The organism is Thalassoglobus polymorphus, assembly GCF_007744255.1.
Classification (GTDB): Bacteria; Planctomycetota; Planctomycetia; order Planctomycetales; family Planctomycetaceae; genus Thalassoglobus; species Thalassoglobus polymorphus.
In genome coordinates this window covers 5,258,239-5,270,827 of sequence record NZ_CP036267.1, presented here as the reverse complement: position 1 = coordinate 5,270,827, position 12,589 = coordinate 5,258,239, and the positions used below count along the sequence as shown (strand labels likewise).

The window sequence follows — 12,589 nt, the reverse complement described above, 5'->3', positions numbered from 1 at the left end:
AGTTTGCTCTACACGTGTGCTTTTGTAGAACGCATTTCCTAATGGAATTGCCGTACTCTACGAGTCTGAACCCGAACATCAGTTTGAAAGAATCTATAGAAAGGGTACGCTGCCACAGAGAATTTTTCGAGGGGACAGTTTGAGTCACTCGCTGTTCGAGAGAGTGTCAGCCCTCCCCGCCCCTGAAAAAGTCCGGACCGTTCAGCCGTCTCTCTTACGCAATCCAAACGGTCTTCGTGTTCACGAACTCCCGAATGCCGAAGACGCTCAATTCACGCCCATAACCGGAATCCTTCACACCACCGAAGGGAACTTTCGGATCGGATTTTGTGAAGTCGTTGATGAACACAGAGCCGGATTCAATTTGAGCGGCAAGTTGCTCGGCGCGGGAAATGTCCTGAGACCAGATGCTTCCTCCCAACCCATACTTTGATGAATTCGCAATCCGGACTGCTTCATCCGCATTGGCAACGCTGGCAACAGAAGCAACAGGGCCGAATGTCTCTTCTTTCAGGCAAGTCATCTCGGTGGTCGCACCGGCGAGGACTGTCGGGGCGTAGAAGTAGCCCGGGCGATCCAGCTTCTTCCCACCGGTCACGAGTTGTGCTCCTTGCGAGATCGATTTCTTCACTTGCTGATCCAGATCTTCCACGAGGTCTTCACGAGCCAACGGCCCCATCTTTGTCGACGCATCGAGAGGATCACCCAATTGAATCTCCCGCATTGCATCCGTGAGTCTCTCAACAAACTCAGGATAGACTGACTGAACGACGAGAAACCGTTTGGCAGCAATGCAACTTTGCCCGGCGTTCATCGTACGAGACTGAACGGCTTTCGGAATCACTTTCTCCAGATCTGCATCCTCTAAAACAATGAACGGATCAGAGCCACCCAGTTCGAGGACCAACTTCTTCAAATGTTTCCCAGCGACCTCCGCTACAGCGCTTCCTGCAGCTTCGCTACCCGTTAACGAAACCGCACGAACGTTTCTGTTCTCGATCACACTTGCGACATCAGAAGAGGGGATGACCAGTGTTTGAAAGACATCTTCCGGGACTCCAGCACGGTGCAGGATTTTCTCGATTTCCAAAGCACAGCCGGTGACATTGCTGGCATGCTTCAACAGCCCGACATTCCCCGCAAGAAGGGTCGGGGCAGCGAACCGCAACACCTGCCAGAACGGGAAATTCCAAGGCATCACTGCCAGGACACTTCCAAGCGGGTCGAATCGTACGTAGCTTTTGCTGGCATCGGTTTTGACCTCTTCTTTAGCCAGAAAACCTGGGCCATGCTCGGCGTAAAACTCACAACCGACCGCACATTTTTCAACTTCTGCGCGGGCCTCGCTGAGCGGCTTTCCCATCTCGATGCTGATCATTCGAGCAGAGTCTTCCAGCGAATTTCGAATCTCTGATGCGATCCGTCGTAACAAATCAGCCCGGTGCTCAATGGATGTTGATTTCCAACTTTCGAATGCAGAAGCGGATCGCTCGATTCGAGAATGTAGCTCCGCTGCGCTCAAGGTCGGGTAATTAGAAATCTCTTCTTCGGTCGCTGGGTTTCGTGTGACAATCATGCAGATCTTTCCCCCATTCATCAAATTTCTGTAAGACCGATCAACTCATCGCTGAGCAATGATGATTCTTCTTCGATGTTTCTTCTTCCGGCTTCATCATATCCACTCACACAGGCTGGATCACCCCTCAGCTATTCAAACCCACGCTTGGGAGCATGCAGTGAAAACTGGGCTCGGGGCCAATCGGGGAGTCCTTTCTCTCTCGAAAGAGTCATTCGGTCACAATTGGAGTTTCCTGAGACGAGGTAAGAGTGCAGAGCCGTTTCGCTGGCTGCTGATGCATGAAGCGACACAGCAGGTTTCGGTATCAGAAGTATTCCCAGATTGGCTCGCATGATATTTCGCACTCACAGTTGGGTTGTTGATGAGGCCGAATTTCCATATAACCCACGCGAAGCGGTTGTGGCGGAACTGGCAGACGCGCAAGATTCAGGTTCTTGTGCCCGTTTAGGGCGTGGAGGTTCGAATCCTCTCAACCGCATTTATTTTTTGAGGTATTCTGAATGCTGTAAGTCGTTACTCTAGCTGGACATTGGCTAACCTCTCACGAGTGCGGTAACCCTAGAAACTGGTCTGACTACACTTTTCGAAAGTGTAGTCCCAAATTCGCAGGGGATTATCATGCCGCGTCAACCAAAGTATTGCCTTCACAAATCCACAAACCAGGCGTTTGTACGAGTCAACGGGAAACAGATTTATCTCGGTCCCTACGATTCGCCAGAGAGTCGTGAAGCCTACGACCGTGAAATTCTGCATTGGCGACGAATTCACGACACCACTGGCAAACACAGCACGACAGTCGGGCAGTTGTGTCTTGCCTTTCAACAGCACGCCGACCAGTTCTACGTGGATGAAAACGGCAAGCCGACCGGGGAAGCGAACAATTTTCGCAAGTCTCTGAAGTTGCTGATTTCGATGTTCCGCACTGTCTACTGTTCCGAGTTTGGACCAGTGAAGCTCAAAGCTGTTCGATCTGAACTTGAAAAGGTGCATGTTCGCACTCAGGTGAATAAATCAATCTCCCGGTTGAAGTCGGTGTTTCGGTGGGGTGTTGAGAATGAAATGGTCCCGGCTGAGATCGTCATGGCTCTTGATTGCGTCAAAGGACTTCAAAAAGGACGATGTGACGCTAAGGAATCTGAACCGATCCTTCCCGTTCCTGATGATGATTTCGCTGCATCTTTGACGTGCATGACGAAGAAAGTTTCCACGATCTGTCAGCTATTGGTTCTGACCGGCGCTCGAGTCTCTGAAGTTCGAAGAATGCGAGTGGGAGACATCGACACCAGCGGCGAAGTCTGGTTGCTGCGTCCCGGTTCACACAAGAACGCTTGGCGGGGAAAAGATCGAACGATCTTCATCGGTCCCAAAGGGCAGGCATTGCTAATGCCGTTTATCGCTGATGCTGTTCAGTCTCATATATTTGTTTTCCGTCCGCGCGAAGAGAACGAACCGTACACGCTGCGAGGTCTGGAAAGCTCGATCCGTAAAGCCTGCAAACGTGCAAAGGTTGGTCATTGGGGACCAGGACGACTACGCCACAATGCAGCCACGACTATCAACAGTGAGTTCGGTGATATTGACGCCAGTCGTGTTGTCTTAGGGCACAGCGAGAAATCCACGACTCAAATTTATGCCGAAAGAGATCTACAGAAAGCGGCTGAAATTATCCTGAAGGTCGGTTAAGCTAAACAGACACCGGGACCAGATCAGGAGTAGCTACCTGAACTGACTCAGCATCTTAACCCTTGCGGCTGAATTGTCCCGGTGTCTTTTTCCTGCAGGGGACGCGAGGGGCTATGTCTGACCAAAGTGAGTTAAAGAGATTTGTAGACTACTCGGATTCGATCGTGGAATTCGTAGAGACGATAATTTGGTTAGTAGAAATCGCTAGGAGGGATGTTTCATATGCGGATGAATTTGATGGACTGTCAGAGTCTGCCATTGAAGCGCTGAATGCTGTTCAACCATCTTGGAAATCTAATGAAACACTCCGGAAATTTATTGTCGGCAATACCTGTTTCTACAATAGCGAATTGAAGGTTGAAATTCGTTTTTATGGTTGCATTCGAATCTATGGTACCGACGCCCATGATCTAGCGATTCAAACTACTTGGGAGATCGCGAATCAGTTTCAATTGGATTGTCAAAATCGTGGTGTTCCATCTTCATCAGAACTTATTGACCGGGATTCTCCAGACTATGATGATCCTGAATTCAGATTAACTTTCGAGCAAGATGTCGAAAGAAATCCATTTGATCATCTAATTGACCGTTTAGTAAATGTGAATGTCTTGTTGATTCGTGAGCGTGATTACATTCTTAGTAAATTGGATTACACAGCTCCATCAGTAAGCCTCAAAAATGTCACAGTACAGTGGATAGCTAAAAAGGTACATAGAGCTGAGAGGACAGTGAGAGACAGTCGACAAAATTGGCCAGCGGAAATAAATCCAGGCCAAAAGCCACTGCGGTATCCATACAACCGGCAACTCTATGATGCACTCATAGAAACTTGGTCACATGCGGTTAATAGACTTCCTCTACCTAGCTCCGAACCCGCCGATACAATCGGCGGATAAGAGGAACATCGGCGGACAACTTAAATTCGACCGAATTGAAATCGACAATTTTGTTTTATCAGAGAAACTCCAACCATCGCACTGGATTTCACACCCAAGCAATGGAAGGAGTTTTTTTATGTCCTCATGCGAAGCAAAACTACTCGAAGGCACTCTCGAACACGTCGCATCGGTCGCGAAACGTCGAACCGGTAAGCGACCGCATCCATCATCTATCTGGAGATGGGTGAAAAAAGGGATGCGGGGCGGGACGATCAAACTTTCCGCGATCTATCACAGCGGAACTTGGCAAACGACCGATGCCGCATTCGACGCATTTCTACAGGCTCAAACTCAAGCAGCAATGGCTCAACAGGATGACGGAAGCGTCACTGATGAAGAGCTAAAAGCTGCGGGGCTTCTTTGAAAACAAAACAACCCATCGGGCAGGTTCAGTGCTCGATGGGTCTTTTGATCTCTTTCGAAATCACTTTGTGAGGTGGATTATGTCCAAAAGATATTCGGATCGCAAGATGCCATCAGATCAGTACGCAGAACTGGTTTTAGTCGGCTGCGGATTGAAACACTCATTCCCACATCATTTTGATCCGGTCTGGTTTTATGACCAACGTTTGAGAGTGCTCTTTCTGGCGATCACTACGCTCAATAAAACCGGGAAGCTGGTCGCTGTCAAGAATTGCTATTGTTATCACGAGTCGATGCAGGTTGGTCTGGAGAATTCGAGAAAAGTGATCCAGCTTGTCGAACGGTCAAAGGCGTGGGAATACCCTGCGCCCGCTCACTATTGGTGTGAACAGTCACTCAGGGCAGCGACAATACCGCAGCTGGTCGACTACTACGCATTGCGGATGAAGGCACTCTATCACCAGCGATGGGAAATCTGGGAGGCCGAAGATCGACTGCGGGCAGCATGGAGGGTGGTTGCATGTCGATGAAAGAAACACTTGAACAAGCTGAAACTGAATGGCAACCGTTTCCCTACGATCAGTTTCCTGATCCAGTCCGTGAATACATCAGGCAATCAGCGCAGTCGCTACATTGTGATCCGTCGATGATCGGTGTCCCGATCCTCTCAGTACTGGCAACAGCGATCGGGAATTCTGTCGTCTTGCAAGCCAAAAGAGGCTGGAGAGAACCGGCTGTGATCTGGACGACGATCATCGCTCCATCTGGTTCGATGAAATCCCCAGCAGCGAGGCACGCAACCTGTTTTGTGCAGCAACGGCACCAGGAGAAGACCGAACAGTATAAGCGAGCACTCAGAGATTACGATAATGCGTTTATCGTCTGGGAAACGGAAAATCCGAAAGGATCGAAGAAGAAGAAAGAACCCAAACCGATTGAACCGACACATGAACGCTGTCTGGTCAACGATACCACGATCGAAGCATTGATTGAGATCTTAGCGGTCAATTTGCGGGGAGTGCTCTGTTATCGAGATGAACTTGCTGCGTTTTTCGACTCCTTCGGTCAATACAAAGCGAAAGGATCGGCAGACGTTCCGACGTATCTTTCGATGTTCAACGCCGAAGCGATCTCGAATGATCGAAAGGTAAACGGGGCGATGAGATTCATTCCCAGAGCAGCGGTTTCAATCACAGGCACGATTCAACCAGACATTTTGCGAAAGCGACTCGCTGGGGAGAATACCGAAAACGGCATGGCTGCCAGATTTCTCTTCTGCGAACCGCCGATCAACCCGAAGTGCTGGTCAGATGATGAAGTTGAAGAAACGCTGACCGAAGAAATGGAAAACCTGTTTCGTTTGCTGTTCGAAATACCCTGCGGAGAAAAGCCGACAATCTGCTATCTCTCAAAACCGGCACGTGCTCGATTTGTTCAGTTTGTCAATCAACATGGAATCGAAACCGCAAATGTCAAAGGAGCGATTGCAGCGGCTTACTCGAAGCTGGAAGCGTATTGCCTGCGGTTTGCGTTGATCTTTCATCTGATCGATCTGGTTGAAGGGCGAGCGGAGAATGTTGAATCACGTGTTCAACTCGAAAATCTTGAAAGAGCGATTCAACTGGTCGAATGGTTTAAGTGGCAAACGCAGCGAGTCTATCAATCGTTGCAGGGATTCGATCCTGATGTGATTGAACTGGTGAAACTGATTGGCGATCAGTTTCGTGGAGAGATCACAAGCGAAGAACTTCGAAAAGCGAAGTCGAAGTATCGGGGATCAGGAGCGGCACAGGACGCACTTGATGAACTGCAACGGCGAAAGCTGGGGCGCTTCTTTCAAGTGCCGACAGAGGGACGCCCGAAGAACGTATTCAGACTCAAAAACTGTTGAGGAAGCGTTGCACTGGTGTGGTATGTCAATAAACATAGGGTTTCAGTGGCATACCATACCGGACGGTTGAAAGAGACAACGGTTGAGAGGTTCACTACACTCTTGTATTGAAGCGGGCCGTTTCTGACGGTGGGTTTCTTCGATCTCCAAATCACTGCTAATAAGACCAGCTGAAAATATGTTCGAACAGACTTTCAAAAACATCGACGACATTCTGCATAAGGATGCGGGGTGTGGCAGCGAACTCGATTACGTTGAACAGACATCGTGGATTCTGTTCCTGAAGTACCTCGATGATCTTGAGAAAGAACGTCAACTCGCTGCCGAGTTACGGGGGGAAGAGTACACGCCGATCATTGCGGATGAATATCGCTGGGAAGTCTGGGCGACTCCGAAGAAAGAGGATGGGACGTTCGACCACAACAACGCATTGACCGGGGATGATCTGCGGGACTTTGTGAATGTGGAACTCTTTCCGTATCTGGCGAAGTTCAAACAGGTCACCGATGATCCCGATACGATCGAATACAAAATCGGGGAGATCTTCAGCGAACTGAAAAACCGGTTGCAGTCCGGTTACAACCTGCGGGAAGTGATCGAGCGGATTGATGAACTCAGCTTTCAGTCGAGTGCCGAGAAGCACGAAATGTCCCATCTGTATGAGGACAAAATCAAGAATATGGGGAACGCCGGGCGGAACGGGGGCGAATACTACACGCCACGTCCATTGATCCGGGCGATTGTGCAGGTCGTCGCTCCGCAGCTGGGGGAAACGATCTACGATGGGGCTGTCGGGTCGGCGGGCTTTCTGGTCGAAGCCTTTGACTATCTCAGCGATGCAAAGAACAGCGGCAAAAAATCACTCTCGATCAAAGATCGTCAGCTGTTGCAGAAGAAGACCTTCTACGGGAAGGAAAAGAAATCGCTGGCGTACATCATCGGCACGATGAACATGATTCTGCATGGTGTCGAAGCGCCGAACATTGTGCATACGAATACACTCGCCGAGAACATCAGCGACATTCAGGAGAAAGACCGCTATCACGTGGTGCTCGCCAATCCCCCCTTCGGCGGGAAAGAACGGGCGGAAGTGCAGCAGAACTTTCCGATCAAGACCGGGGAAACGGCGTTTCTGTTTCTGCAGCACTTCATCAAGATCATGAAAGCAGGAGGCCGGGCGGGTGTGGTGATCAAGAATACGTTCCTCAGCAACAGCGACAATGCATCGGTCAGCTTGCGGAAGGAACTACTGGAAAGCTGCAACCTGCATACTGTGCTCGATCTTCCCGGCGGGACGTTCACCGGGGCGGGAGTCAAAACCGTGGTGCTGTTCTTCGATAAGGGGGAAGCGACTCGGAAGGTCTGGTTCTATCAACTCAACCTCGACCGCAATCTGGGGAAGACGAACCCGCTCAATGAAAGTGATCTGGCTGAGTTCGTGGAATTGCAGAAGACCAAAGCGGACAGCGACAACTCTTGGTCCGTCAGTATGAAGGACATTGACCAGAAGACGTTTGATCTCTCGGTGAAGAACCCCAACCGGCAGGACGAAACTGTTCTCCGCGATCCTGAAGAGATTCTGGCAGAGATGCAGGCACTCGATACCGAAGCTGCCGAAGTGCTGGAAACGATTCGGGGGCTGATATAAGCCGCACGGCGTTAGCCGCGGTTTCAGTGGGTTTAACAATAATAACCGGGGCTAACGCCCAGCGGCTGATTTGTTAAGAGAGAATAACAGAATGAATGATGACCCGTTGGCTTTTTTTATTACGTGGACTGTTTACGGAACGTTTTTACAGGGTGACGAGAGGTGGTGGCGTTCACGAGGTGGTTCTCGACCACCTCAACCGAAACTGCAACAATGGCACCGGGATCGATTGAATCATGAGATTATTCTGTTGAGTGATTCTCAACGTGAATTGGTTGCAAGTGAGATTCAACGTTTGAGTGATTTTCGCGGTTGGAAATTATGGATCGCAAATCCAAGAACGAATCATGTGCATGTTGTCGTGACGGCAATGAACTATTCAGGGAAGAAGGTGAGGGATCAGATGAAAGCCAATTGCACACGGGGGCTACGCGAGAAGTATTCGGAATTCGTAGATCGACCCGTATGGTCCGTCAATGGCGATTGGAAGTGCATCAATCAGGAAGATGACCTTGAACAAGCGATTCTTTATGCTGGCGAAGCCCAAGCTAGAAAGGACCGAGAAGAATGACTCATAATATCAGCCGCAGGGCGTTAGCCCCGGTTTGTAATACAAGATCGGTTCTGGAAACCGGGGTTAACGCCCAACGGCAGAGACTTGGAGTTGTGAACCGGGTGCAGACCCTCGCTGCCGATGCTGCCGATATGCAGAATGACGTTGCAGGGGCTGATATGAAGACACCCGTTAGCCGCAGGGCATTAGCCCCGGTTTGTTATGCAAGTGCGGCTCTGATAACCGGGGCTAACGCCCATCGGCTGATCTGTGGAGAAGCTGCCGAAGTGCTGGAAACGATTCGGGGGCTGATATGACTGAATGGGAAACTAAAACTATTGGTGACATTCTCTCGCTGGAATATGGGAAGCCGTTACCAAAAGCTGATCGAGATCCTTCAGGAGCATACCCGGTTTACGGTGCAAATGGAGAAAAAGCTAAGTCGAATAAGTATTACCACGACTATCGGACAATCATTGTTGGACGAAAAGGGTCGGCTGGTGAGTGTAACCTCACTGAGGATAAATTCTGGCCGCTTGATGTCACTTACTTCGTTACGTTCGACCAATCTGAGCACGAATTGAAGTTTCTTTTCTACATGCTCCGATTTCAAAACCTTCCACGACTTGCGAAAGGAGTTAAACCCGGTATTAACCGAAATGATGTTTATGCTATCGAAGTCGTAGTCCCACCGCTCGCCGAACAAAAGCGTATTGTCTCAATTTTGGATGAGGCGTTTGCAGCGATTGAGCGGGCGAAAGAGAACGCCGAAAAGAATCTCGCCAACGCCCGCGAACTCTTCGAAAGCTACCTCAACCGCATCTTCACCCAAAAAGGAAAAGGCTGGGAGGAGAAGAACTTAGCAGATGTTGCCATTACGTTTGGTCGTGGTAAGTCCCGACATCGTCCCCGCAATGATAAATCTCTTTATGGAGGACAGTATCCGTTTATTCAAACGGGCGAGATTCGCAATGCAGATCACTACGTCACTGAATATTCGAAGACATATAACGAAATCGGATTAGCTCAAAGCAAATTGTGGCCTGCTGGAACTCTTTGCATCACAATAGCTGCGAACATAGCTGAAACTGCAATCCTGACTTTTGATGCATGCATACCTGACAGCATCATTGGTCTGGTATGTGATCCGACCAAAGCGAATGCAGATTACGTGGAATACCTCCTTCAGTTCTTCAAAACGGTATTACAATCGCAAGGGAAAGGTTCCGCACAAGACAACATTAACATGGGAACCTTCGAGCGGAATGAATTTCCGTTTCCATCGATTTCTGAACAAGAAAGAATAGTTGAAGTTCTAAGTACGCTTTCAGAGCAGAAGTCACAGCTCGAAGCCATCTACCAGCAAAAGCTCGCCAACCTCGACGAACTCAAACAATCGCTCCTGCAAAAAGCCTTCACCGGCCAACTGACCGCCAAACAACTCGAAAACGAGGTGGCTGTATGAACGAAACAGAAACACGGGCTGAATTGATTGATCCCGCATTGGTTGCAGCGGGCTGGGGAGTGGTCGAAGAATCACGAATTCGCCGGGAATACCCCGTGACGAAAGGGCGCATTCAAGTCGGCGGCAAACGTGGGCTCCCACTGAAAGCCGATTACGTGCTGATCTATCGCGGTCATAAGCTGGCAGCGATCGAAGCGAAGAGCAACGAAAAGGAAGTTGGCGAAGGAGTCGGACAGGCGAAAGATTACGCCCACCGCTTGAACCTCGACACGACGTTCGCTGCCAACGGCAAAGAGATCTATCAGATCTGCATGAAGACCGGGACGGAAGAAACGGTTGAACGATTTCCGACTCCTGATGAGTTGTGGGACAAGACATTTTCTAAACAGAATGAATGGCGGGATCGCTTCGCTGCTGAACCTTACAACGACATCGGCAAGACAAAACCACCGTACTACTATCAGGAAAACGCAGTCGAAGCGGTTCTGGATGCGGTCGCCAACGAAGAAGATCGAATTCTTTTAACACTCGCGACCGGGACCGGGAAAACCTTCATCGCGTTTCAGATTGCATGGAAACTGTTTCAGACTCGCTGGAATTTGAATCGGGACGGCAAACGTCGACCACGTATTCTGTTTCTGGCAGACCGCAACATTCTGGCGAACCAGGCATTCAACTCGTTCAACGCATTTCCTGAAGATGCACTGGTCCGCATCAGTCCCAAAGAGATTCGCAAAGCAGGTAAAGTGCCAACTAACGGCAGCATCTTCTTCACGATCTTCCAGACGTTCATGAGTGGACCAGACGAAGAACCGTACTTCGGTGATTATGATGAAGACTTCTTCGATTTCGTTATCATCGATGAATGCCACCGGGGAGGAGCGAACGACGAAGGGAACTGGCGAAAGATCATGGAGCACTTTTCGCCAGCTGTCCAACTCGGTCTGACAGCGACGCCGAAGCGAAAACACAACGCAGACACTTACGACTACTTCGGCGAACCAGTTTATGTTTACTCGCTGAAGGATGGGATCAACGATGGTTTCCTGACACCGTTCAAAGTGAATCGGATTCAGACCACGATTGATGAATACTTCTATACGCCGGACGATGAAATTCTGTCTGGTGAAGTCGATGGCGAGAAAGTCTACGAAGAAAAAGACTTCAACGTCAGTATCGAAATCAAAGAACGTGAATCGAAACGTGTCCAGCTCTTCCTCGATCAGGCAAAGCAGAATGAGAAAACAATCGTGTTTTGTGCGACTCAACAGCATGCTGCACTGGTCCGCGATTTGATCAACCAACTGAGTGACAGCGACAATCCGTTCTACTGCTGCCGGGTCACTGCCAACGATGGAGCGCAGGGAGAAGAGAATCTGAAACTCTTCCAGGATAACGAAAAGACAATCCCCACAATTTTGACGACATCACAAAAGCTCTCAACCGGTGTCGATGCTCGCAACGTCCGCAACATCGTCTTGATGCGTCCCTGCACGAATATGATCGAATTCAAACAGATCATCGGTCGGGGAACACGAACCTTTGAAGGGAAAGACTATTTCACGATCTATGATTTCGTGGACGCCTACCAGAATTTCCTCGATCCTGCATGGGACGGTGAACCGATGGATCCGGTAGCACCGGGACCACCGCGACCGAGACCAGAAGGGGGAGACGAAGAAGGAGGAGGAACAGAACCGCCACCACCACCGAAAGAAAAGCTGAAGATCAAACTTTCAGACGGCAAGTATCGGGCGATTCAATCAATGGCATCGACAACGTTCTGGGATGCCGACGGAAGACCGATTTCAGCCGAAGAATTCATTCAGAAGCTCTTCGGGACGCTCCCTGATTTCTTCACGACCGAAGCAGACTTGCGAAAGATCTGGTCAGATCCGGCAACCCGCAAAGGATTATTGAACAAGCTGGAAGAAGTCGGCTACGGACTGGAAGAGTTGAACACGCTGAAGGATCTCATTCAAGCCGACAAAAGCGATCTCTTCGACGTGCTGGAATATGTCGCTTATGCGATCGAACCCGTCACCCGCGAACACCGGGTCAAAAGTGCTTATGACAGGATCTTCGATAATCTCGATCAGGAGCAAAGAGAGTTCATCGATTTCGTTTTACAACGCTACATCGAAACCGGCGTAGAAGTCCTCGATCAGTCATTGTTGCCTCAACTCTTGGAATTGAAGTACCACGCCATTGCAGACGCAGCAGCAAAGCTGGGAGGCGTCAAGCAGATAAGCCAACTCTTCATCGAATTCCAGAAGTATCTCTATGATCAACTCGCAGTGTAGCGTGGTACGATCCCTGCTGATGGTCCTTTGATACCAGCTTGCAGACTTGCGGTAATTCAATCCGCGATGACCAGTATCTCAGTTCGTGCCGAGGGCGGGGGGAGTCATTTTTTGCTCAAAGATTTACGCTATGACCACATATAAAGCGTTCAACATTTCTGAAAGG

The 12,589-nt window shown here is 49.6% G+C and carries 11 protein-coding genes and 1 tRNA gene; 11 read left to right on the top strand and 1 reads right to left on the bottom strand.

Annotated elements, in window-relative coordinates:
• Positions 1-214: 214 nt before the first annotated feature.
• Complete coding sequence (locus Mal48_RS19100) at positions 215-1,576, bottom strand: NAD-dependent succinate-semialdehyde dehydrogenase (protein ID WP_145203393.1); 1,362 nt, start codon at positions 1,574-1,576, stop codon at positions 215-217.
• A 396-nt stretch (positions 1,577-1,972) separates the two neighbouring features.
• Here Mal48_RS19100 and Mal48_RS19095 point away from each other — a divergent pair.
• The 11 genes from Mal48_RS19095 (at position 1,973) to hsdR (ending at position 12,423) form a co-directional block, all read left to right on the top strand.
• Positions 1,973-2,057: transfer RNA gene (locus Mal48_RS19095), tRNA-Leu, on the top strand.
• A gap of 140 nt (positions 2,058-2,197) precedes the next feature.
• Entirely contained in the window at positions 2,198-3,262 is a 1,065-nt protein-coding gene (locus Mal48_RS19090; RefSeq protein ID WP_145203391.1) for a tyrosine-type recombinase/integrase, read from the top strand.
• A 113-nt stretch (positions 3,263-3,375) separates the two neighbouring features.
• Positions 3,376-4,158, top strand: coding sequence for a hypothetical protein (locus tag Mal48_RS19085; RefSeq protein WP_145203388.1), 783 nt, complete (start codon positions 3,376-3,378; stop codon positions 4,156-4,158).
• A 118-nt stretch (positions 4,159-4,276) separates the two neighbouring features.
• The gene (locus Mal48_RS23400) at positions 4,277-4,564 is read left to right on the top strand and encodes a DUF1580 domain-containing protein (RefSeq protein ID WP_197441833.1); all 288 of its coding nucleotides are present in this window, start codon (positions 4,277-4,279) and stop codon (positions 4,562-4,564) included.
• Between the two features lie 79 nt (positions 4,565-4,643).
• Positions 4,644-5,093 carry a hypothetical protein gene (locus Mal48_RS19075; protein ID WP_145203382.1) on the top strand — a complete coding sequence of 150 codons (450 nt, stop codon included), beginning with the start codon at positions 4,644-4,646 and terminating at the stop codon, positions 5,091-5,093.
• On the top strand, positions 5,084-6,454 hold the full coding sequence (locus Mal48_RS19070) for a YfjI family protein (protein WP_197441831.1): 1,371 nt from the start codon (positions 5,084-5,086) through the stop codon (positions 6,452-6,454). The genes Mal48_RS19075 and Mal48_RS19070 overlap by 10 nt, the downstream gene beginning before the upstream one ends.
• 178 nt (positions 6,455-6,632) lie before the next feature.
• A complete protein-coding gene (locus Mal48_RS19065) occupies positions 6,633-8,102 on the top strand; it encodes a type I restriction-modification system subunit M (RefSeq protein WP_145203377.1) in 1,470 nt (489 codons plus the stop codon).
• Positions 8,103-8,193: 91 nt separating this feature from the next.
• Entirely contained in the window at positions 8,194-8,673 is a 480-nt protein-coding gene (locus Mal48_RS19060; RefSeq protein ID WP_145203374.1) for a hypothetical protein, read from the top strand.
• A complete protein-coding gene (locus Mal48_RS19055; protein WP_145203372.1) occupies positions 8,670-8,972 on the top strand; it encodes a hypothetical protein in 303 nt (100 codons plus the stop codon). The genes Mal48_RS19060 and Mal48_RS19055 overlap by 4 nt, the downstream gene beginning before the upstream one ends.
• Positions 8,969-10,120 (top strand): restriction endonuclease subunit S, encoded by a 1,152-nt coding sequence (locus Mal48_RS19050; RefSeq protein ID WP_145203369.1) that lies wholly within the window; start codon positions 8,969-8,971, stop codon positions 10,118-10,120. The genes Mal48_RS19055 and Mal48_RS19050 overlap by 4 nt, the downstream gene beginning before the upstream one ends.
• Positions 10,117-12,423: an EcoAI/FtnUII family type I restriction enzme subunit R gene (gene hsdR / locus Mal48_RS19045; protein WP_145203366.1), complete on the top strand. Its 2,307-nt coding sequence runs from the start codon at positions 10,117-10,119 to the stop codon at positions 12,421-12,423. The genes Mal48_RS19050 and hsdR overlap by 4 nt, the downstream gene beginning before the upstream one ends.
• The last annotated feature ends 166 nt before the right edge of the window (positions 12,424-12,589 follow it).